Below are 24,400 nucleotides of genomic sequence, written 5' to 3'. Positions count from 1 at the left end.
TGTAACCGATGAAACAGGAGGAACAAACATGGGGCATAAGCTCGTTGGAATATTACTAAATGCCGATATGCACCGGGGCGTTCCCCGGCTAAAAACAGGACAGGAGTCTCTATCCAACTATGAAGAGGCCGCGGCGGCATACGGTTTAGTCCCTTGCTTCCTGAAGCTCGCGGACATCGATACGGACACAGGCTTTAGTGCCGCCTATATAAAGGGAGCCAACGGATATAAAAGCGTAGTTGTTCCTACGCCTGCTGTTATCCATAACCGGGCAATATACAGCAAAAACAGCCCTGGGATGCAGCGTCTGCTGAAGCACTATCCCCTGATTTTCAATACATGTAATCGATACGGCAAAGATGAGATCCATCAGCTGCTTGAAAAAAATACGGAGCTTCGCGAATATTTACCCGTAACAACGAGAGTCTCAGGCCTAAAAGAAATGATGAATCTTTATCCCGATCTCATTCTTAAACCTTGCCGTGGAAGTATAGGGAATGGGGTCATGCGGCTGGTCCGCAAGGGATCTCAGCGTTGGACCTTGAGCTACCTCTCCCCTTCGATGCAGCGCTGGAGAAATATTCCCGTAAATCAGGCGGCGTTGCCACAAGCGCTCCGCGCACGCCTAACCTCCGTGCCTTATCTTGTTCAAGAACGTATTCCCCTTGCTGAGATTGGAGGACGTCCCTTTGATCTACGCGTCACCGTTCAGCGCGGCTGGGGAGGAGATTGGCAGGTCACTGGGCTCTTCGCCAAACTGGCTGCCCCAGGGGGCTTTGTCTCCAATATAGCCCGCGGAGGAGAAGCGTTAAGCTCCTCCCTAGCGCTCGAAAAAGCCTTTTCAAGATCCACAGCGGCCCACATCCGTATGTCTGTCGAAATACTTAGCCTTGCAATCGCACGGTGTCTGGAGCAAGACCTTCCCGGACTGGCCGATATCGGACTGGATATAGGCATTACTAAGGACGGACGACTCTTCTTCATAGAATGTAACGGTCGCGACCAACGCTACGGATTTCATAAAGCCGGCCTTACGGAAATTTGGAAAGACAGCTATCGCAGACCTATGGGATACGCGCGTTTTTTAATAGAAACGAACAGTACGGTATATAACAGTTATTGATTTGTCTCCTATTCTATGTCAATATAATGCAGAGCAGAGACGACCCGTATACAACCGTACTGCTGCATTATGGAAGGGAGATGGGCATGGTAAAACAATTGCTACGGCTGATGACCGAGCTATCCTCACACCGGTGGCTTTCACGGTTAATGGGATCTTTTTCTCATAGTAGAATCAGCCGTTTTCTTATCCCGGCATTTATTAAGACTTATCAAATCCCCTCCGCTCAAGCGGAGAAAAATCCTGGAGAATATCTCACTCTTAATGAGTTTTTCAGCCGCCGGCTGAAGCCGGGCATGCGGCCTATTGCAACCGATGCTGACGCTTTGGTTAGTCCCGTAGACGCAACGATTACTGCTATGGGTGACATTACCGCCGGTACGATTATGAATGTAAAAGGGCAGGATTATAAGATCGAGGATCTCCTTAATCACTCCCCGCATCTGGAGCTGTACAAGAAGGGTTTTTTCTTCGTTCTTTATTTGAGTCCTACCGATTATCACCGGATTCACTCTCCCCTTACCGGACAAAAGGTGGAGAGCGATTATATTCGCGGACGGGCCTATCCTGTCAACGATTTCGGAATGCGACATATGAAGGGTGTCCTGAACCGCAACGAACGTCTCATTACGTATATTGCCGGGAGTTACGGGGAAACCGCGGTAGTAAAGGTAGGCGCAATGAACGTCAGCAGCATCCGTTATACGGATGCTACGGCTGCAGAGTGGCAAATAGGCGATGATCTGGCTTATTTTGAGTTTGGCTCCACCGTAGTGCTGCTCACGGAAAGCGGTACCTTTACCCCGAGACCCAAGCTTGAGGTCAACTCGAAGGTAAAGATGGGCGAACTACTGGGAACGTTGCATCGACCTTTGTAGGGAGAGTTGGGCGAATGTCAAAAATTAGAGGGTGCCTCAAAAGCCATGAAATGGCTGCTGGGGTGCCCTCTAATTTTGGGGACTTAGTGTGGAGCACAGTTGCGGACACGAACCCTCTAGCTATCGTATACCTATCGTCTAACCATCGTGTACCTATCGTTAGCTATCGTATACCTATCGTTAGCTATCGGACCCAGCTGACCTTATACGCGGATTTTTCACACATTTGCGATTCTATCGGACTCCACCGCAGCTATTGGCACCAAAAACGCCTTATTAGAGTCGATTCTTAGGCAATAGCGGCGCTGGAGTCCGAAACTCCGCTCAAATGGTGATAAATGGGCAAATAGCGGCTGCTGAGTCCGTAAGCATTTGCAGAGCGTTGGTCGAGGTTGGTCGAGCGTTAGTTGAGGATGGTCGAGATAGTGGAGGGCTGGTCGAGCGTTAGTGGAAGGTGTGCGCTCGCCGCTATCGGACCCAGCTGACCTTATACGCGACTTTTTCACACATTTGCAATTCTATCGGACTCCACCGCAGCTATTGGCATGAAAAACACCCTATTTGCGCTAGATCTTAGGCAATAGCGGCGCTGGAGTCCGAAACTCCGCTCAAATGGCGATAAATGGGCAAATAGCGGCTGCTGAGTCCGTAAGCATTTGCTAGAGCGTTGGTCGAGGTTGGTCGAAAGTTAGTTAAGGGCTGGCCGAGAGTTAGTTGAGGGATGGTTGAGCATTAGTGGAGGACTAGTCGAGAGTTGGTGGAGGGATGGTCAAGAGTTAGTTGAGGATTTGAGGGCTAGTGGAGCGTTGGTCGAGGATCTACGGAGCGTTGGTCGACGGTTAACATTCAACGCTTTCGCACCCAGCTGACCTTATACGCGCCATTTTCGCACATTTGATTGGTCACAAACACACTAATAGCAAAAAGGACAGCCCCGAGGCTGTCCTTTTATCTTTTCATGTAACCCACCTAATACGCCTGTTACGCTTATTAACCTGCTACGCCCTAATGTGATTATTACGCCGCCTGTTTTGCTTACTATACCTGTACACCCGTTATACTCAATACACCTGTTACGCCTATACGCTTATTACACGCCAATTACACATGTCCCTGCTTAGCAACATCAAGCGCCTTGGCCGCTACCTGTTCCGGATCTCCTAGATAAAAGCGACTGATAGGATTCATGTCCTCATCCAGTTTGTACACGAGCGGTACTCCGGTAGGAATATTGAGCTCCAGCAATGCCGCTTCATCAATATCCTCCATAAATTTAATCAATGCACGCAGCGTATTGCCGTGGGCTGAGATAAGCACCCGTTCTTTTTTACGCAAAAGAGGTACGATCCGGTTTCCCCAGAAATCGCCTACACGATGTACAGTGTCCTCCAGGCTCTCGCCACGCGGGATATCTTCCGGACGAACACCGCTGTAGCGAATATCGTTTCTGGCATACCTAGGATCATCAAGCTCCAGCAACGGGGGTCTCACCGATAAACTCCGCCGCCAGATATGCAGCTGCTCATCTCCATATTTTAGCGCTGTCTCGCTTTTACTTAATCCCTGCAATGCCCCGTAATGGCGTTCATTCAATTTCCAAGACTTTTGCACGGGTATCCACAGCAAATCCATCTCTTCCAGTACATAGTTAAGAGTTTTAATCGAGCGTTTGAGTACCGAAGCAAAAGCCAGATCAAATGTATACCCAGCGTCCTTCAACAGCTTGCCAGCAGTCTTTGCCTCTTGGATACCCTTCTCAGTTAAATCCGGGTCACTCCAGCCTGTGAACAAATTCTGTACATTGTACTGGCTCTCACCATGACGTATTAGTACGATTTCGTACATTTTCTCTCTCTCCTTCCAACTATGGACCTTATATATTCTACCGACGAACAACATTATGCGAAACGTATCGCGGAAAGCTCTCACCTTAGTAATAACCCAATCGTAGAAATAAATATCTACCGCTACCTCATAGTTAGACCAATTAAACATCCTCAAAGGTACGTGAATGAGGCGTACATGGACCGTGAACGGCGTGGATAGTGCGGTACATGAGCTTACGCTTCATTGTAGAATGTGCAACAGAAAATCTTAACTCTCACTTGAAAATACATTACATTGTACTTCGCGCAATAGATTATCGTGATGATCTCTAGAAAGGCTGCTTCTCCTGAATTTGAATGTGAGATGTGCAACAGAATTCAAATCCGACTGCTTTTAGACTCAATCCATTGTACAAAATACAACGTGAGGCACGATGTAATGTCCATCAGTTACTCTAGTCTTCGACTTAAGTTCATTATATATATCAATTTCTAACAACACAAAAAAACCGGATGCCTCATGGCCCCGGCTATTTATATTTTTAGTCATATCATGCGATTGTATGCTTGCTTGTTCCGTTTAGAACCAGCTGTCCACGACAAAAGCGTTCGCCTGCTTTAACCGTTTTAAGCGGTTTCTAAAAATACCTCCGCCTCCACTCTTACAATCCGTGTTGCAGATTCTGCGTCTGATGATCATGCCAAGAGTCTCCTTCCAAGAAGTTATGTAAATTCTCTGTAAACTAAACTGCAAAGTATTTACCCTTGGTTGAACAAACTGAAACAAAAAAAGTGAATCAGCGGATCTCAGATGGACTTTTTCCGGTATATTGCTTGAACTGGCGGCTGAAAAAGAAAATGTCACGATATCCGAGCGCATCTGCGACCTCAGTAACATTCATTCCTGCGTACAGCAGTAAATGCTGAGCACGCTCAATCCGGGCTCGGATGACATAAGACTGCACAGAAGAGCCCGTAAGCTCCTTAAACTTAATTGAAAAGTACCGAGGCGAAAGCCCCGCACGAGCAGCAAGATCCTCTACACGATGTGCAATCCCCGGATGCTGGCTCACATAGTTCGCTATTTCGTGAATGATTTCTGTCAAATGGTTGCTAACATAACGTTCTACTGGCTTCACACGGTCCTCCCTCAGCAGATGAATCATCAGCTGCTTCAGTACAAGCTGCCCTTCTTCCTCAGCGGCGTAAGTATCCACCAGAAATAGTCGAACGTACCTAGCAAGCAGATGTTCAAATTCAACGGTTTCTGTAAGCTCACGATAGGGCAGCGGAATATCCGTCACCTCTTCGGAGACATCAAAATGAATATATGTAAGTACAAGTGGCTTTTGCGGATTATGTGTAGCACTTGTATGGTCACCCGGACGAAAAAGGAAGCAGCTTCCCTTACCTACTTGAAAGGGTTCATCGTTACGCACAACCGTCCCTTCCCCGCTCCATACATAAAATAAATCATAATTTTGCAGCGACTTCTCTCTTTTTTGCCATTTCCAGCCCGGCTCGCATACAATCTTAGCCAGAGCCGGCAAAATAACAAAAGAGGACGGCGATGCATGCAGCATAACGTTCCCTCCTAAAAGTTTTGTTAGCATAAACTACCTTGAACCACTTCGCAAAACTTGCTTCGTAAGCATCCGCTTTGTTTTGTTAGCAAACCTACTTTGAACTTCTTCGCAAAACTCGCTTCGTAAGCATCCGCTTTGTTTTGTTAGCAAAACTTGCCTCGTAAGCATTCGCTTAGTATTGTCAACAAAATCTGCTCTGACTTCGCAGCGTCCATATAGTTTTGTTTAGCTTAATCTACTCCGAGTTTCTTCGTCAAAATTCGTAAGCATTCGCTTAGTTTTGCATTTCATCTTCTTTATCATACCTTGTCATGTTGCATTTTGTACATCTTCCCACGCCAGATGCAGGCTTGTTATCCCTTCCTCCAGCTCCGCGGCATTCAGATGGGCAAAAGAAAAACAAGCGGCAGGCGCTCCCGGTGATAGCTGATATAACGCGGCATCTCTAAAATTCGTGCCGCGCCTAAGCGCTGCCGCTCGGAAAGCAACAAACTCTTCGTTGCTGCGCAGCCAGCGGGCATATACATGCAAGCCCGCATCACCAGGCAGCAGCTCGAAGAGCTCCTTAAGCCGTTCCGACAGCAGCGTCCTGAGGATGCGTCCGCGTTCACCATAGATGCGTGTCATCCGGCGCAGATGACGGCCATAGCCGCCTGTATTCATGAACCGCGCCAAGGCTCGCTGCTCCAGCAGCCCTACCGGCAAGGGCTCATATAGCGCCTTGGCGGCGATAGTCGGCTTTACCAGAGAGGGCGGAAGCACTGCAAAGCCGAGCCGAAGGCCTGAAAACATCGTGTTTGAAAAGGAGCCCACATACACGACCCGCTCTTCGCGATCCAGTGCTTTTAAGGGCTCGATGGGACGCCCAGCCCAACGGAACTCACTGTCATAATCATCTTCAATGATTACTGCATTATGCCGCTGCGCCCATTCCAACAAGGTCCGTCGTCGTTCCAAAGGCAGTACCACACCCGTAGGAAATTGACGGCTCGGCGTAACAAACAACAGCCGGGCATCCCAATCCTCCGGAATAAGGCCGTTGCCATCCAGCTTCCCTGCCAGCAATCGGCCTCCAGTGATCTCTACGGCTCGCCGGATCCCGTGAAAGCCCGGGTCCTCTACGACCGCTGAGCCCCCTGCATCCAGCAGCAGCTGCGTCAAAATAACGATGCCTTGCATCGAACCGCTGAACAATACGATATGCTCTGCATCCGCGCGAATCCCGCGGGTAATCCGCAGATGTGCAGCGATAGCTTTCCGAAGTCCTTCATCGCCTTGAGGTGGACAAGTGCTTTGCAGCAATCCACCTTCCTTCCCTCCGGCATAAGAGAGCGCACTGCGCCATTCGGAGTAAGGAAAATGTTCCATCCGCATACCACTACTCTGGAAGCTCACTGCTTTCTTATTACTCTTTTCATAAAAGGGTATCGGGCGCGCAAGCAGCCGCTTTCCCCATGCTGAAATAGGAATCGTAGTCTCGATTTCACAATCTCCTCCAGCAGCATCTGTGGCTTCACCCAAAGCCTGATTCTCACCGTCACTGCGACTGGCAGCTGAAGCAAAGCTATCTTCCGATACGAATGTCCCCCGCCCCGTTTCAGTCCTTACATAACCATCAGCGAGCAACATTTCATACACCTGCGAGACCGATCCGCGCGACAGCTCATAGTGCTTAGCAAGACTTCGTGTAGACGGCAGCGGAGTGCCTCCCGGAAGTGTTCCTTCCAATATTCCTGCGCGAAGCGCGTGATATAACGCTAAATATTTGTAGCGGTGTATCGCCAGATATTGATCGTATGCCAGCGTGATATTCATCGTTATCCTCCTTGACCAGCAAGTGGTCCATTAAAAACTATCTTAATTGGTCCTTTTTAATTGTCAACCACTCTACTATTCTTTAAAGAACAATTACATTGGAGCAGACGCTCTAGACTAAAAAGAAAGAGGACGTGATCCCTATGCGCAGAAAAGAATTTAAAGTAGATCAGGAGGAAGAATTGGTCTCTTTTCTAAACGGAATGAGTTTTGGTTTTCTCGGGACAAGCGATGAACAGGGGCAACCGCGGGTGACACCGCTGAATTTTGTGTATACAGATGGTTGTTTCTATTTCCATGGCAGTCATGCTGGTGGCAAAATGAAGTCGATCCGCAATCAGCAGAAGGTCTGCTTTACGGTAGCGGATGAGTATGCTCTTATCCCGTCTTATTTTAGCGATCCCGAGCTGGCATGCCCTGCAACCGCCTATTTTAAAAGTGTGACCGCCTACGGCACAGCCGAACCTGTCGAAGACATTAATGAAAAAGCCAGCGTACTCTCCTTATTTATGAAAAAGCTCCAGCCCGAGGGGGGGTATGATTCCATCGATGCAGAGGACCCTAGATACCGTCCCCGTCTAAAGGGAGTTGCCGTTGTGCGCATTACCCCCGAGGAGATCACTGCGAAGTTTAAGTTTGGGCAAAACCTAAAAGAAGAAGAGCGCTCCGGCATCATTTCCGGCCTGTCCGAAAGAAATAATCCACGGGATGAAGAAACGATAGAAATGATGAAAAAATACTGCCCTTTCCACGCCGAATGATATTTTTTAAAAATCGTATCTTTCCAAGTGACGGTTGCAATTGGCGGTGATATAATGTTAGGCAATGTTAACAGTATGTTATCCCCAAAGAACCCTGGAAGGATGAAACTGATGAATCCACTAGCTGGACAATTAAACGAAAGTATCAAAGCAGGAAATGAACATGTGTATGATATGCTCTCTACGCTTGGCAAAGAGATTTACTTCCCAAAAGAGGGCATCCTGAGCCAATCCGCTGAAGCAGGAGCTCACGCCAAGAAATACAACGCAACTATCGGTATTGCTACTGAAGGTGGCGTACCTATGCACCTCGGCGTCATTCAGGATAAACTCTCCGCTTACAGTCCTAAGGATCTTTATAGTTACGCCCCTCCGGCAGGTAAACCAGAGCTGCGTACTGTATGGCGTGAAAAGATGCTGCGCGAAAATCCATCGCTAGAAGGTAAAACCATCAGCAATCCCGTTGTAACCAATGCCCTGACTCACGGGCTTAGCATTGTCGCTGACCTCTTCGCAGAGCCAGGTGACGCGATTATCTACCCGGACAAGAACTGGGAGAACTACGAATTAACCTTCGGAATCCGCCGCCATGGGGAGACCGTTAACTATCCGCTGTTCACAGAAGAAATGACTTTCAACAGTGCAGGTCTGGAAGACGCGCTGCTCGCTCAAAAAGAACGCGGCAAAGCGATTGTGCTGCTGAACTTCCCTAACAATCCTACCGGATATACTCCAGGAATTAAGGAAGGCGATAAGATCGTCGCAGCTATCCTTCGTGCGGCTGAGGAAGGCATCAACGTTGTTGTTGTAAGTGATGATGCATACTTCGGGTTATTCTTTGAGGATTCACTAAAAGAATCGCTGTTCGGCAAACTGGCTCATCTGCATCCTCGTGTGCTTCCAATCAAGATTGACGGTGCGACCAAAGAAGAATTTGTCTGGGGCTTCCGTGTGGGTTTCATCACTTATGCCTCGGAGGACAAAGACCTGCTGGCAGCATTGGAGCAAAAAACACTAGGTATCATCCGTGCCACCATTTCCAGCGGTGCGCATCCTTCGCAAACCTTCGTACTAGACGCCTTGAAGTCGCCGGAATTCGAAGCACAGAAGGAAGAGAAGTTCCAGATCATGAAAGGCCGTGCGAATAAAGTAAAAGCACTGCTCGATAGCGGTAAATACGGCGAGGATGTATGGACGTATTATCCTTTTAACTCCGGTTACTTTATGTGTCTGAAGCTGCACACAGTTGCGGCTGAAGAGCTCCGGCTTCACCTGATTCATAATTACGGACTAGGCACTATTGCTTTGGGTGAAACTGATCTACGTATTGCCTTCTCATGTATCGAAGAGGAACAGCTCGAAGATCTTTTCGATCTTGTATACGCAGGTGTTCGCGATTTAGAAAAAGCCTAACTGAACTTTATATAGCTTACAATCAGCTCCGTTTTCATGGAGCTGATTTTTTTTGTACACGACTCCGACATTGGCCTATACACGCCCCTCTCTCCGCACATACAATACGATGTACTCAAGTACAACACACACACCGAAAGGGGAATGAACATGAGCGAAGAAGTTAGAGGCGGATATGGATGTTGTGGAGGTGGCCCATTCACTAGCACTGGCGCCATCCTGGTTCTCTTTATCTTGCTGGTTATCATCAGCCGTTCACTTTTTGTCTAACCATTAATGACAGTCTCGGGAGAGAGCTTTAAGCTCTTTCCTATTTTCAATCCCTTTTTTTTACAATAGACGTGGGTGTCCAGTAGGTCATGATAATGGCTGCTGTGACGTCCACGTCTTTTTTTATTCCACCTTGGTCTAAGCACCAACCGCACCAACCTTCGTTACCCCAGATCACATTTGCCCGCACAAAGCAGCTATCGGACACCCCTGACCCTAAAGGCAGTATAATCCCATATTTTACTTACTTACGGACCCCAAAGCCGTTATTAGCATGCCAAACCCCAAATATGAACCTCTTCATAGGGAATAACGCCACTGGTGTCCGAATTTCCCCGATAAAGGTTATATATTTGCAAATAACGTCTGCGGGGTCCGTAAGCCTCCGGGGATAATTATGATCGGCGGCGGAGTTGCAGGCTTAATGTAGATCTAGCTAATGCGAACTTCTAAACTTAGATACTCACCCAATAACCACACCTAAAAAAGGCTGTCGCAAACGTAGAAAATCTACGGATGCGACAGCCCAAAAGCTAAAGTATCTTTACAACTGATGTATTACAGATTGTACAGGTTGTAGATCAAGACCGCTGCCTCTGCACGGGTGGTAACACCTTGTGGATGAATCCGCAAGCCGTCTCCCTTGATCAGGCCAGCACGTATTAGTGCTGCCACACTGTCACGTGCAAATGCTGATACTTGCTGGCTATCCGTGAAACTGGACATTGAAGCTCCGTTGCCGGCTGGAAGCTGTCTGCCGGCTGCTGCAATCGCTTTTGCAGCCAGTGTCATCATTTCCTGCCGCGTAACAGAAGCGTTAGGATCAAAGCTTCCATCTGGACGACCAGTGGTGATCCCCAACTGCTTCGCCATAGCCAACGCTTCATATCTGTAATCGCCAGGCTGCACATCTGTGAAGCTTTCTGCACTATCTCCTTCCAAGCCAAACGCTTTTATAAGCAGGAGCACAAAATCTCCCCGCTTCACTTCCGCTTGAGGCACAAATTGATCCTCTGTCATTCCGTTGATGATGCCTTTAGAGCCAAGCACCTCAATCGCATTGCGGGCCCACTCAAATTTGCCGATATCCCGGAATGTCTTCTCCGTAAAGGTGATACTGTACGTACCAGAGAGAATTCCTGTAAAGGAAACCATCCCCGTAGCAGCGTTATATCTGCCACTTGGAACAACCGTTAGAATCCCCAACGAATTCAGACTATGAATCGTTATATGTCCTTCTTTACCACGTTCTTCTGATTGTGGAGTATACGGCAGGGACACCTTAACCCGCATGTCAGAACTGTTCCATACGGCTTCCTTGCCATTGATAGTTACGCTCAGTTTAAATTCTGGGCGAGAATCTGAATCCACCTTGGTTATCGTAATTACCCATGGGGTTCCTGCCTCTTTTGCCGCTTGTTTCAGCAGACTACCTGGCAGCTCCAGCACACCAAATTCAGTATGAACGACCAATGAAGTCTTATCATCTGCAAAGATTATACCGTTTGGCAATTGCAGCTCATAACCCTTAGCTTTAGCTACTGCCGGTATATCAACAGTAACCGCTGAAGTTGCTCCACTTAAGCCTGCTGTAGCAGCCCTTTTCAAGCTTTCCAGGTCTATACTTGCTCTTGCCGCACCGGTATTACTGTTCAGCACTGGTGCTGCTGTAAGGATGGTGCTGCCTGTTACACTGCCTGCATTTCCGCTTGAATCCCCCCCTGTTGTTCCGCTGTTGCCACCACCTGAGGTACCCCCGCTTCCGGAAGTTGGTGCTGTCGTTGGCTGAGTAGTCGGTTCAGAGGTTGGACTTGGGGTTGGTTCAGGCGTTGCTGTTGGTGTAGGTGTTGGTGTTGGTGTTGGTTCAGGTTTATCCGCAGAAACGATATATTCAAAACTGGAAATATCACTTGGCTTCCAGCCCTCTTTTACAGCAATCGCCTTAATCGTCTTGCTCTTGCCTACATAAATCACTCCACTATACAGTTCGCTGGCTGCTGTAGGTACAGTGCCATCCAACGTGTAGTGAATAGACGCTCCAGCTGTAGCTGTAGTTAACTTCACAGCAACCTGCCCTGTATAAGTTCCCCCTGCAGGATCAGCCTGCGGTGCTGACACCGTCTTCATATCAACCGCTCCGCTGATCACATACGTGAATGGAGCTACAAAACTGTTCTCCATGCCCTCTTTTACCGCTATCGTACGAAGAACTGTGACTCCTGCTGCGTCAATAGTTCCGGTATAAAGTGGACTGTCTGCTGTAGGCAACGACCCATCGGTTGTGTAATGAATCTCTGCTCCTGATGTCGCTGTAGTAAGGCTGATCGTTTGTAATCCGCTGTAAGCTCCCGGTTTCAAAGAAGAAACGGGTAAGGAAACCTTTGAATGAATCGGCTGCTCTCCTTCTTCCGTCCGTTCCAGCGTAAACCAATCTAGATTGGCACCGTCATTATTGAAGCTCATCCGTACTACCTGTTTTCCTTGCGCAAGTTGTACGACACCACTCGCCAGCGTGTAATTCGCCCATCCACCTGTAGTAGGCATAGGCACTGTTGAGAGTTTTGTACCCTTTACAGATATCGTAGTGCTTACTCCGCCTTGTGCTGTAGCATACCGATATACGATTTTATAAAATCCGGCTTCAGTAATATCAAGGACATAATCCATGGAACCCCCTGCAACGGTAAACCCTACATTTCTAAAATCCAGCACACCGCTAGTCATGGTACTCTGAATTCCATTGGGTGTAGCATCGTAATAATTCTCGGCTTCTACCTTTAAAGAACCAGCGCCATCCATGATTTCTTCAGTATAAGGTTCTATTTGAATACCATTGAGCTCGTATCCTGCTGATCCAGCTTGCAGGCGCAGCTTCTGTTCACCCGCCTTCAATTGAAGAACGGTGCGTATGCCAACGGTTTGCGAGTAAAGATTCGGCACATCAACGGTTCTTAATGTCTTCCCATCCTCCGTTTTATAAATAATGCCCTTAGGAGCACCATTCGCGGAAGTTACGGTAAGCGTAAAAGCATAGTTTCCATCCTGCGGCACGTTTACCCAGTAATCGATGCTGTCTCCAGCATCAATGCCGGTCAGCTTCGCTCCACTGCCTTGGCCGCTGACTGTGATCCCTTGCAGCTGGTAGAATTGATCCAGTGCGTTCAAGCTTGTGACTTCTATAGGTGCTGTAGCACTAGTTGTTCCTAAGAGCTTAACCTCCGCATGCAGCACGCCGCCACCACTTGAATCGGCATAAGCATTTGCTGGCACATTTACGGTAAGCTGCAAATCACTATAATACGGGGTATGATCATTCCATGCCAGCGTCAGCTTCACATGGGTAGGGTCAAGTAAGGCAGCTGCCCCAATACTTACATGCCCCTGATCCCTACCTGGGCCAGAGACAGAAATGCTCTGAATGGCATCAGGATTAAATGTCCCTCCTGAAAGGCTGACTACCAATTCATTCCCGTTCACTTGATAAGGAAGCGTGCTCGGAGAAAGACTGATGCTCTCTTCGTCGTTGATTGCTGTAACTATAAGAGGCAATTTCAGAACATGTACGCTGCCAAAAGACTGATTTGATTCTGTCTGATACACATCAGCGGTAACCGTAAGCGTACGATCAGTGTCGAAATCAATAGCTCGCGTCCCCGCTAATACGACCTTCGCTGTATAATCATCCACCCGGTATACGCTATTGACAACTGTACCTTCGTAACCTTCAATAGACCAATAAGCGGTGTCCAGTTCAGGTGCATATTTGTCATTTACTAGCTTGACGATAACTTCTGCACCCTCCTCATTTCCTTCTAGCAGAGCAGTCTCCGATTGAAGCGCGGGGCCGATCGTAAGCGACTGCAGATGAAATCCTGCTCCATTTACTTTCATGGTCAGCGTCTGCTCCCCGGCAGGCAAGGTTACCGTTCCATTAGCTATTTGCCAATTGGACCATCCCCCCGTCTTCGTCAAAGCATAAGTAGCTGCCGTTACCGTTACTCCATCCTCTCCCGTCAGCAGTTCCAGCTCTGCATCATCCTGATTAGTAGCATAGGAGATCAGGAGTGGGTAGGTACCGCTGGCAGGTACATTAATCTTGTACTTCACCCAATCGCCGGGGTCAGTATAACCCACTGCACCACCCGTTACTAATACACCTGAAGCTGTCATGTAGTCTTGCCCTTGAAGCACAGCAGGAAGCTCATGTGATGCGGAAGGCGCTTGGCGTAAAGCTAATGAACGGATATTATAACCGTTCCCGTTCGTCTTCAAGGTGAGCTTGTGAATGCCCTTGTTCAGAGAGATCAAGGATTGATAATCTGCAAAATCGGTCAGACTCTCCGTCTGCTGCACAATTGGAATCGTAGCAATGACCTTACCATCTTCACTAATCTCCACCGATTTTCCGGCGCCATCGCTGAATTGAGCGGCATGCTTAAATTGAAGTGAATATTCACCGCTCTCTTTAACATCAATCACATAGTCGAAGGTGGACGATGCGTCTGGCGAGAACCCGCCAATATAACCCTGCTCATTCACAGTGTAAACCCCTTGCGCTTCTTCAAAATCAACAGCATTCACTACACCCGGCACCGCCTGTATACCATTCAGACGTTCCCAGCTATAAGTGCCCACTGATTTCGCCGGCAGCACAGCACTAATTTGCGCACCGTCCACTAGCAATTTAAACGGCTGTGGATCCGACGTCTGGTTGATTACTACCGTCACAATCTCTTTTCCATCTGGACTAGCAAAAGCTACGTTCGTTACAGTACTGCTTGAGCCGTAGTCACTATCAATCCGCACGTACCCCGGTTTAACGAATTTTGTATATTGGCCCATCAGATAATATTCTGGCAGCAGCCAGTAATGGTTACGGTCTCCCGAATCCTGCACAATCGGGGTTGGGTCTGGCGTTCCGGTCCACTGATGGGAGGCAATATCACTGTCCAGCATCGCTACCCAGGAGTTATAGCTGCGGGCCCAATTACGGAAATATTGAGCAATGCGGTCTGCGCCTGAGGTACCCCAGACTGCGCGTTCGGTCAAATATACATTTTTGTCAGGATAGAGATTATGGAGCTGGGTCATCAGACCAAGGTCACCGCCATAATCATGAAAAGCAGTTCCGTCCACCGCATCGTAGGCACCTAATTCAGGATTGCCTAGGATTTGTGCTGGATAGGCCATCGTGTCACCAGGATTATGATCAAATGTCCACAGCTTCACGTCTTTGAAACCATGTTCATCTAATTCCTTCCGCAGCAGTTTAGCCAGCTGGGCTTCTTGCTCCCACGGCATTTTGGTGCTTGGATATTCAATTTCCAGCAAAGGTTCATTCTGCAAGGTCAGACCTTCAAAGGTAATTCCCAGCTTCTCGTACTCCTGTACGAATTTAAGATAATATTTGGCCAGTACAGGCAGATATTCATCCTTCACTTGGCCTTTGATCATACTGTCTGTAGTCTTCATCCAACCGGGCGGGCTCCAAGGTGAGGCGAAAAACTTAATATCCGGATTGATGTTTTGAATTTTTTTAACCGTGCTGATGATATGGTAGTCAATGTCCTTTTGGATGGAGAAATTCTCCAAATTAATGTCGGTTTGTCCTGGAGGCATATCATCGTAGGTATAAAATTGTTTATCTGTAAAGTCAGCCGTCCCAATCGTCAACCTGAGCATACTCATTCCGATCCCCGATACAGGATCAATCATTTTCCGCAGCAATTCCTCCTGCTTCGCCGCAGACATCTTCGCCAGATTATTAACCGTCGATTCCTCCATAGAGGTACCGATCCCTAGAATAGATTGATATTTCCGGTCAGGATCAATATGGATCTCTGTACCTGCCTTCACGTCGGGAACCACAATATCCAGCTTCGCCTGCTCTTCCAGCTTCAAATCACCCTCTTGATAACGGTCAGCATAATACCACTTCCGATCGGAAGGATCTCGCTCACTCGATACCCAAGAGCTAACTACATCTGACTTAATAACATGTTTAGTGCTTTCCCCGCCATCTCCGGGATTCGATGGATCTACAGGCACATCACCTGTTCGAGTGAAGCTTACCCAGTTCAGGTTGATATCCCCACCGGTAAATTCCAGACGGATCTTTTGCAACCCTGCCTTCTTAAACACAACATTTTCTACAGCTTTCGTCTGCCAATTCTGCCAGCCACCTGTTGAGGTCACGCTTAATGTTCCTAGCTTAGTTCCCTCTGCTGATTTGATGTTGACGCCTGTAGTGCCACTATTAACGGAATAGCGGAAATCGGCTTGATACGTACCTGCTTGCGCCACATTCACGTTATATTCGAGCCACTGGCCAGCCGAGGTATAGCCGACATTGAGACCGCCACCTATATCCTGCGTATTTTCAGTTTGCAGTCCTGCGCTTTTGTTCAAAAAATCCTCTGCTTCAATTTTGCCGGGAATCGGCAGAGAAGGAATCTCTGGAGCTTCCGGATCGACAGGAGCGGTTGGAAGCTTTGGTGTTTTCTCATTTTTGGTCAAGCCATATCCCGTTTTGAATAACACATTTGTACTGTTATTGTCTGCCGGATAATTGTTCAAAGTGAATGGCCAACGAATCGGATTTTTGCCTACAAAATCCTTAGTACCAAATAACACATCAGCTACTCCAGCACCCTCTGTGCCTGGTAGCCAAGCTGCCACAAGCCCATCCCAATCTTCCAATTGGCTGGCTATCTTCATTGGACGTCCAGACACCAGTACAACGATAAGCGGAATATTAGGATCAGCAGCACGTATATTCGCAAGTGTCGCCAGATCCTGCTCATCCAGATTCAAGCTGGTCCGGTCGCCATCGGTCTCGGCGTAAGGTGTCTCACCGATAACAGCGATCGCCGCATCATAACCCGCAGCCCCGCGCCCATTAAGGTTATATGTGACCGTTGTAGAAGCAGGAACAGCCTCCTTTATCCCTTCGAGGATCGTCGTGCCTTCAGTTATATTGCCCGACTTCCCTTGCCAAGTGATCGACCAGCCGCCGGCTTGGTTACCGATATTATTAGCGTTTTTACCCGCTACGAATATTTTATCCATCCCGCTTAATTGCGATAGAATTGGACTTCCATTTACCTCATCGTTCTTCAAAAGAACAAGCGACTCCGCCACAGCTTGGCGGGCTAATTTGCGGCTTTCTGCTGAGCCAAAAGCACTCAACAGCTCCGGTTCGCTTTTGGGATGCTCGAACAATCCTGAAGCGATTTTGACCTGCAGGATACGTTCTGCCGCATCATCTATGCGCTCAGTAGAGATTTTACCTTCGCCTACAAGTTCTGTGATGTACTTAATCGTATCCTTCCAAACGGTCGGCATCATGAACATATCGACTCCGGCGTTTACGGACACATACAGCTGGTTCTTCAATCCGCTAACTGCTTTGCCCTCGCTATCCACTGTGATTTGCTGCACAGCGTTATAATCTGAAATAACGAAACCGGTAAAGCCAAGTCCACCATTTTTCTTGTCACCCTTCAAAACATCGGTCAGCAAATGTTTATGGGCATGCATTTTAAGACCTTGGATGCTGTGATAGGAGGCCATAACCGTCTGCACCCCTGCGTCTACAGCTGCTTTATAAATTTTCAAATCCTTATCCATGATCTCTTGCTCGGTATATTTAGTGATGTTGCCTTGATTTACACCATTATCCGTATAACCTTCACCTAGATAATGTTTTGCAGTTGCCGTGATTGTATCTGTCCCTGCCAATGCAGCAGCAGTCCGTCCTTGCAGACCAAACACATAAGCCGCACCTAGTTCTGCTGAAATATCCTGATTATCACTAAAACCTTCATAGGTTCTACCCCATCTTGCATTATGAGGGGAGGCTATCGTTGGGGCAAACGTCCAGTTCGCTCCTGTTGCGGCTACTTCCTTAGCAGCAGCTGCACCAATAAGCTCAGTCAATGCGGGATCATTAGCAGCCCCTAGACCAATATTATGCGGAAAAAGCGTCGCGCCTTTGACATTGTTATGTCCATGCACCGCATCCACCCCATAGAGCAGCGGAATGCCTAATCTGGTAGACAATGCACCATCCTGATAACTATCAATCAAACTTCTCCAGTTATCGCGAGTGCTGTCACTTTCTTTTCCGTTAGGGAATGAGCCTCCCCCGCTGAGTACAGAGCCAAGAGCATATTTCTGTACCTCCTCAGGTGTGACGGCAGCTCTTTCTGCTTGAACCATCTGCCCAATCTTCTCTTCCAGCGTCATTCGGGATAATAGATCCGCAGTGCGCTCCTCCACACTTTTTGTGGGATCATAGTACACTGGAACTCCTGAGGCATCCGCTGCGGCCCGAGGTATACCCGCCTCAAGCACATTCAAGAATAAGGATGATAGTAAAAGCGCCACCATGAATATTGATAATCTTCTTTTCACGCCTGAATCCTCCCCCAATACTGTTTTGTTGGTACGGATGACTACGCCTATGAATGGAAGCGTATACATGATGTAAGATACAGGCTTATTATGCTGGAGCCATCTGGTAAAAGACATACAGCATTTTTTAAATACTCTGTTCCGTTTTTGCAAATTTAAGGACTTGCCCGGCTCAAATTATGCTTCCAGCAAAAAAAGGCTCTCTCATTCGTAGAATTTCTCTACTGTGAGACAGCCTTTTTATTGTGAATATGAAATTGCCTTACAGATCGTCGTCATCCAATCGTGCCGCTTTGCGGGACAAGTATCCTTTAAACAGAAAGACTACCACAATACCTGCCGCTAAGGTAAAGATCACTGGCATCAGACGGTCACCTATGGAAGCTAAGAAAGGTAATCCAAGAACCAATGCCACAACCAGATGCGCACGGAATACAAATTGTGTTGTGTTGTCCGCCTTACTGCCTTCAGGAAAAGGATATACTGTCAGCCAAAAAGACTCGCTATGCAATTTGCGGAGTGCCGACAATTGAACACCAATGATAAACAGGAAGAACAAATAAATTCCGGTGCCAAAGTAACTATCACGGTTCCACCAATTCAGCAGCAGAGCCAGCACCGATATCCGCATAATGATTCCAAAGATATCGCCCCGGGCAAAGCTTTTGGTCAGCAGATACCGATAAGCAGTATCCTTGCGCCAAGGCAGCTTAGCGCCCCATTTGGAAAGATAACGGCGGGAATACACCCGTTGCTCACGGCCCGGTACATCCACGAACCAGCCCAGAACCATCAGCGCACGTGCACCTTGATTGTTTTCCATGGCGATCAGTCTTTCCCATGGCACAGCGTGACGTCCGGGCACAGACAGTGCAGCAAGATAGGCTGCTGCCAATAACACCATAAATATCAGGCTCGGGCCGGCAGGCTGCCATAACCAAGCGGCAATAATCAAACCTCCAACTGCCCAGCGCAAGAAAGCATACACACCTGCCATCGGACGTGACAGCATAGCTATCTCTTTCCATAATCCATAACTCGCGATCAGCTTCACAGCAATCAGGATCAACACTGTAAATAAAAGTCGCTTGGGAGAATCATCTGTACGTATGTACAACGGCCAAAGGGTGATCAGTACAAATAACAAGCGAATGATCTTCCACACGTTTCCACTGACCCAGGATGGTGCAAAATATTCCTTCATGCGGTGACCCTGAGGCAGCAGAAAGATCGTATCCGGGGTCTGCAAATAGGTTCGGAAGCCGCTATGCACTGTCGCAGGCAACAGTAATGCTAACATAATCCAGCGAATGGGAATGCCTTCAGGTACTTTTTGTAGCAGCGATGTATACCAAGCAGAGAAGACAATCAACACGAACAGGAAGACCATGGCTACGCCGCTTTGAATGATATATCCCACATAAGGAAGCATACTTCCCATGAATCTACCGCGCCGCGTGCGCCGCAGCTCTTTCAAATCCATATTATTTCCCTCCCTGAACCAGCTCGTAGAACAGCTGCTCCAAAGTCAGCCCCTCATGCCCGGCAGTTGCCGCTATTTCCGCCAGCGTGCCCTGTGCAATCACCTTACCTTTATGCAATACAATAAAACGGTCGCAATAATTCTCTATTGTGGAAAGAATATGAGAGCTTAACAGAATCGACGATCCAGAGTTCTTCAGATCCATCATGAAATCAAGCAAGGAACGGATCCCTAGCGGATCCAATCCTAAAAAAGGCTCATCGATGACATATAACGCAGGTCGTGCAACGAAAGCGCACATGATCATAACCTTCTGTTTCATCCCTTTGGATAGATGGGTCGACAGGGTGTCCATCTTATCCTCCATATGGAACAGCTTGGCAAGATGCGAGGTGCGGGATTCATAATCCTTTTGATCTACCCCATAAGCTCTGGCAGTAAATTCAACATGCTCACGAACCGTCATTTCGTCATACAGTAGCGGCGATTCCGGTACAAAAGACAACGCATTATTGTATCCAACGGGATCTTCAGCACGCGTCTTGCCCTGTACGGTGATATCGCCCTTATGGGGCGACATCAATCCTAGAATATGCTTCATCGTCGTACTTTTTCCTGCTCCGTTTAAACCAATCAATCCAACCATTTCGCCAGGCTGCACCTGAAGTGCAATATCATGCAGCACTGGCTTATTCAGGCTGTACCCACCACTGAGACCCGTAATTTGCAATACGGGAGCATTATTCATTGACCGTCACCTCTCGGAGTTTTGTCTTTCAACCACTTTGGAGCTCCTTTATTTTTACGGTTCTTCTCACGTTCCGCATTGCTGCTGCGTTTACTCCGTGCAGGAGTCGCATCTCCGCGTGCTCCCGCAGAAGGATTCGCGCTGCGCTGTGGATCGCGCTGTTGTTCTCCGCTTGTTGTTTCACTTGTGTTAATCGTAGCCATTCTTTTGGCAGGCGGTGTACCTGCTCCAACGGATGGCGACTGAACATTGAAGGCTCCAGATGTGCTTACAGGTGGCTTGCCGCTGCGTGGAGCGGATCCATCACGGCGTTGCCCACTGCCTTCATTACTCCGTCCCCGTCCATTGTGCAAAGCGCTGCGTGCTTCATCTGCTGCAAGCACCTTACCACCGACTATCTCCCGCTCCTCAAGCGCAATATCCAATTCGCGGGCGAATTTCCGCATGATAAAGGTCTGTTGCTCTGTAACAATCGTTACAGATAAGCCGCGGCGTCCCATCCGTCCCGTACGGCCTGCACGGTGTACATAATGTTCAGAATCAAAAGCAGGATCGTAGCTAACTACCAAAGAAAGATTCTCAATATCCAGTCCTCTGGCAGCTACGTCACTGGCAACAAGCACACGAAATTTGCCTTCCCGGAAACCTTTTAATACATTGCTGCGCGTTACCTTATCGGCATCTCCATAAAGTGCTGCCGCAGTAAGCCCAAGATGATTCAGCTTAGCCTCAACCTCGGCAATATCATCTGTAGCATTCACGAACACAATCGCTTTATCGGGATTGTAATGGCGAATCACCCGGCGCAGCATGTCCATTTTGTTACGCTCTTCAGCAACAACATAATGATGCTCCAAGCTTTCAGCAGTCATTACACCTGGAGCAATCCCAACCTCTGCCGGGTTCTTCATTTCACGATTAGCCAGCGCTTTCGTCTCTGGTCCGATCGTTGCCGACAGCATAACAAGCTGGCGTGAACGCAGCGCACTGCTGACAATTTTTGTGACTTCGCCGGCTCCGCTAAGCTGGAACATTTGGTCCGCCTCATCCAGAACAATAGTACTCACTTCATGCATCTTCAATTTACGAAGTCCAATCAGCTCGCGGATCCGCCCAGGTGTTCCCACAACTAGCTGTGGATGCTCACGCAGCTTGTCAATCTGGCGTTTGATTGCGGCCCCGCCAATAAGACCCATAACTCGGATTCCGCGCTGTTCACCATAACGTTCCGCCTCGCGTAAGATTTGCATCGCCAGCTCCTGTGTAGGGGCGAGCACCAGCTTTTGGACCACCTTCTGCTCCGGATTAATCGTTTGAAGCAGCGGCAATAGATAGGCCAGCGTCTTACCCGTTCCAGTCTGGGAAGCTGCAATAACATCTCTTCCCTCTAGTAGAAGCGGTATAGTCTGCTCTTGTACCGGGGATGGAGCGTTAATGCCGAATTCCGACAACCGGGCAATGAGGTCTTCCTGAATGCCGATAGCCGCAAAAGAAGCTTTATTCATAAGTGTAATTCATCCTTTTCGCTTGAGATAATATCTTCATTATATGCCAAAAAGGCCTCTCCACCAAATGGAAGGCCAATAAAGCTGACAACAGGGTCTATTTTCTGTTCATCGCATTATAAGTAAGCTTGTCCGCCAGGCGAGGAAACAGCCCGTAAAGCCGTATGCCAAACCCTGCCAGACCCGGAAGATCGAGCTCTTCTTTGCCGGTCTCCATAACCTTAACGATCTTGGAAGATACATGCTCTGGGGTCATCATCATCCGGGCTACACTCTTCTCATAATTGCCAGACGGGTCAGCCGTTTTGAAAAAATCGGTGGCGATAGGCCCCGGGTTCACAGCCGAGACGATAATTCCACTCTTCCGCAGCTCCTGACGGAGCGCATTTGTGAATCCGAGAACAGCATGTTTGGTAGCTGTGTAGGCTACAGATTTGGCTGTGCCTATCTTCCCTGCCATGGAAGCCACATTTACAATCTGGCCGCTTCCCCGCTCCAGCATATGTGGAACAACAGCCTTCGTGCACCGGACAATCCCCATGTAATTAACATCCATCATATCGTCAAATTCATGAGGCTCCATCTCCGTAAAAGCAGCAAATTTGCCGTACCCTGCGTTATTTAGCAAAATATCAATTCTGCCATATGCGGCCAAAATTTGTGCGAAGGTCTTTTGAACACCTTCAGCATCTGTTACGTCACAGGTGTACAGTCCAAAAACGCCCGGGATACCGGCCGCTGTTTCTTTCAGCTTCGCTTCAGAACGTGCTACCAGGACGGGGATTGCCCCCTTTTTACTAAGCATCTGTGCTGTTAATGCACCAATGCCGCTTGACGCTCCTGTAATCACAACAACCTTATCTTTGAGTACCATGAAAAGTATTTCAGCTCCTAACTCTTGCCTAAGAGATCATCACCTGAATATCCATCTCTCCAACCCCATCCATCAACAACGGAATACTAAGCGCTTTACGAGGCATAAAAGACATGCTTTCCATCTTCATAATCTGAGGAGGACTTATATCCACCGAAACACCTTGATTATATAGAATGGTACTGGCATTCCCACTGATCATATTGCTCAGCTCTGAAATCGCACTTTGACCCATCTCATCCATCTCGGTGATCACAAAGCCACCCATCATAATCGATACCATTCGCAAGGCTACCTGCTCCGCGATACCAAATATAATATTTCCGCTCAGTTGGCCTGTCATCCCTACTTGAATCCATATATGATTATCGATCAGTTCAATTTCTTTAATGCCTAAACTCCCCGTAGAAGGCGAGACCTGAATTACTTGTTCTATAACAGTCCGTGCAGACTCTAGAAACGGATTAATTACTTCTGCTTTCATGAATGTCTAGTCTCCCCCTTTATCGTGCTTTGGTCATATACCAAAAGTCCCAAGCAATATGGATATATTATACTTTATATATCGGCACAATTCAGCAAAAATTAATGCATATGTCGAATTCAAACCCAAGATAGTTTACGCAGCAACATTGCTCTGCCGGGTATTATCTCCTATAATTTAAACAAATGCCAACGTGGAACGTAAGATATTAACGCAATTACAGATCCAATTCGATGGTCCAAAGGAGGTATTCCATGAACATCAGCCAGCTGGAGACACTAATAACAATTTCCAAAACGATGAGCTTTCGCAAGGCCGGAGAACTGCTTAATCTGACCCAACCAGCGGTTTCAGCACAGATTAAGAGCCTTGAAGAAGAGTTCAAGACTCAGCTGGTTGACCGAAACCAGCCTGTTACATTAACGGATAGAGGGACTGTCTTTCTGGATCATGCGGAACAAATTGTGAGGATTGTCGAGGAACTTAAGGAACGGCTTGCAGATCTTGATGAAAATCCCCAAGGTCATATAGTTCTAGGCACAACTACCTCAATCGCCATTCAAATTTTACCGCGTATTCTATCTTATTTTAAAGACCAGTTCCCCCATATCAAAACATCAATTTCCTCTATGTCCTCATCACAAATTTATCAGCATGTCGAAAACGGCATTGTTGATGTCGGCATCGGTTATTTAATTGGACGTAGCCCGGGCATGTCTACTTCCATTTTGTATTATGATACCTTCGAACTGGTGGTCTCTCCCAGACACCCTCTCGCTCAAGTGAAGACCGCTGGGATAGAAGCCTTAAGCAAGACCCCGCTAATTCTGCTCTCACCAGATACAGTGGGCCGTAAATTTGCGGATGAGGTTCTGAACAAACATGGCATTCAACCTCAGGTCATTATGGAGCTGACCAGCAGCGAGGAAGTGAAACGGATGGTCGAGCTCGATTTGGGCGCCGCCATTATTTCCAAGCAGTCAGTAACCGCTGAGGTTCGAGCCGGCACCCTCAAAATTGTGCCAATTATTGAGCTGGAAGTCACCCATCCTGTTGGCGTGATCACAAAATCAGGAAAATACGTAAACTCTGCTATGAGGCAGTTCCTAAGCGATCTTAAAGGCATGCCAGAAACCCAATTTATCGGGTCTGAATAAATCCCACCCACAAAGTGGAACCGATTACTTCTGAGCTGATTGCATAACCTTGTTTAAAGGAG

Annotated in this window: 15 protein-coding genes; 6 read left to right on the top strand and 9 right to left on the bottom strand. The window is 47.8% G+C overall.

The window, feature by feature from the left end:
- Positions 1-28 precede the first annotated feature (28 nt).
- Complete coding sequence (locus tag NST45_RS02035) at positions 29-1,123, top strand: YheC/YheD family protein (RefSeq protein ID WP_036679737.1); 1,095 nt, start codon at positions 29-31, stop codon at positions 1,121-1,123.
- Between the two features lie 86 nt (positions 1,124-1,209).
- Positions 1,210-2,001 (top strand): archaetidylserine decarboxylase, encoded by a 792-nt coding sequence (asd, locus tag NST45_RS02030; protein WP_036679739.1) that lies wholly within the window; start codon positions 1,210-1,212, stop codon positions 1,999-2,001.
- A 1,101-nt stretch (positions 2,002-3,102) separates the two neighbouring features.
- Here the strand turns inward: asd and gpmA are convergent.
- The 3 genes from gpmA to NST45_RS02015 form a co-directional block, all read right to left on the bottom strand.
- Positions 3,103-3,846, bottom strand: coding sequence for a 2,3-diphosphoglycerate-dependent phosphoglycerate mutase (gpmA, locus tag NST45_RS02025; protein ID WP_036679780.1), 744 nt, complete (start codon positions 3,844-3,846; stop codon positions 3,103-3,105).
- 778 nt (positions 3,847-4,624) lie between these two features.
- Complete coding sequence (locus NST45_RS02020) at positions 4,625-5,410, bottom strand: AraC family transcriptional regulator (RefSeq protein WP_036679782.1); 786 nt, start codon at positions 5,408-5,410, stop codon at positions 4,625-4,627.
- Between the two features lie 312 nt (positions 5,411-5,722).
- Positions 5,723-7,228 carry a PLP-dependent aminotransferase family protein gene (locus NST45_RS02015; protein ID WP_076101043.1) on the bottom strand — a complete coding sequence of 502 codons (1,506 nt, stop codon included), beginning with the start codon at positions 7,226-7,228 and terminating at the stop codon, positions 5,723-5,725.
- Between the two features lie 143 nt (positions 7,229-7,371).
- Here NST45_RS02015 and NST45_RS02010 point away from each other — a divergent pair, with 143 nt between their 5' ends.
- The 3 genes from NST45_RS02010 (at position 7,372) to NST45_RS02000 (ending at position 9,672) form a co-directional block, all read left to right on the top strand.
- Entirely contained in the window at positions 7,372-7,989 is a 618-nt protein-coding gene (locus NST45_RS02010) for a pyridoxamine 5'-phosphate oxidase family protein (RefSeq protein WP_076212749.1), read from the top strand.
- Between the two features lie 111 nt (positions 7,990-8,100).
- Positions 8,101-9,402: an aminotransferase class I/II-fold pyridoxal phosphate-dependent enzyme gene (locus NST45_RS02005; protein ID WP_076212747.1), complete on the top strand. Its 1,302-nt coding sequence runs from the start codon at positions 8,101-8,103 to the stop codon at positions 9,400-9,402.
- A gap of 150 nt (positions 9,403-9,552) precedes the next feature.
- A complete protein-coding gene (locus NST45_RS02000) occupies positions 9,553-9,672 on the top strand; it encodes a YjcZ family sporulation protein (protein ID WP_212592220.1) in 120 nt (39 codons plus the stop codon).
- Positions 9,673-10,230: 558 nt separating this feature from the next.
- Here NST45_RS02000 and NST45_RS01995 read toward each other — a convergent pair.
- The 6 genes from NST45_RS01995 to NST45_RS01970 all read right to left on the bottom strand — a co-directional run bounded on the left by NST45_RS01995 (position 10,231) and on the right by NST45_RS01970 (position 23,181).
- On the bottom strand, positions 10,231-18,087 hold the full coding sequence (locus tag NST45_RS01995) for a glycoside hydrolase family 3 N-terminal domain-containing protein (protein WP_339824704.1): 7,857 nt from the start codon (positions 18,085-18,087) through the stop codon (positions 10,231-10,233).
- A gap of 262 nt (positions 18,088-18,349) precedes the next feature.
- On the bottom strand, positions 18,350-19,570 hold the full coding sequence (locus tag NST45_RS01990; protein WP_339824701.1) for an ABC transporter permease: 1,221 nt from the start codon (positions 19,568-19,570) through the stop codon (positions 18,350-18,352).
- 1 nt (position 19,571) lies between these two features.
- A complete protein-coding gene (locus tag NST45_RS01985) occupies positions 19,572-20,318 on the bottom strand; it encodes an ABC transporter ATP-binding protein (protein WP_339824699.1) in 747 nt (248 codons plus the stop codon).
- Positions 20,315-21,823 (bottom strand): DEAD/DEAH box helicase, encoded by a 1,509-nt coding sequence (locus tag NST45_RS01980; protein ID WP_339824696.1) that lies wholly within the window; start codon positions 21,821-21,823, stop codon positions 20,315-20,317. The genes NST45_RS01985 and NST45_RS01980 overlap by 4 nt, the downstream gene beginning before the upstream one ends.
- 97 nt (positions 21,824-21,920) lie before the next feature.
- A complete protein-coding gene (locus tag NST45_RS01975; protein WP_036679791.1) occupies positions 21,921-22,697 on the bottom strand; it encodes an SDR family oxidoreductase in 777 nt (258 codons plus the stop codon).
- Between the two features lie 28 nt (positions 22,698-22,725).
- A complete protein-coding gene (locus tag NST45_RS01970; protein ID WP_036679793.1) occupies positions 22,726-23,181 on the bottom strand; it encodes a chemotaxis protein CheX in 456 nt (151 codons plus the stop codon).
- A 254-nt stretch (positions 23,182-23,435) separates the two neighbouring features.
- On the opposite strand from NST45_RS01970, the gene NST45_RS01965 reads away from it, so the two are divergent.
- The gene (locus tag NST45_RS01965; RefSeq protein WP_036679795.1) at positions 23,436-24,338 is read left to right on the top strand and encodes a LysR family transcriptional regulator; all 903 of its coding nucleotides are present in this window, start codon (positions 23,436-23,438) and stop codon (positions 24,336-24,338) included.
- The last annotated feature ends 62 nt before the right edge of the window (positions 24,339-24,400 follow it).

The organism is Paenibacillus sp. FSL R7-0163, assembly GCF_037969975.1.
Lineage (GTDB): Bacteria > Bacillota > Bacilli > Paenibacillales > Paenibacillaceae > Paenibacillus_AQ > Paenibacillus_AQ odorifer.
Note: the sequence above shows the minus strand (reverse complement) of the source record. Positions and strands in the feature narration are given on the sequence as shown.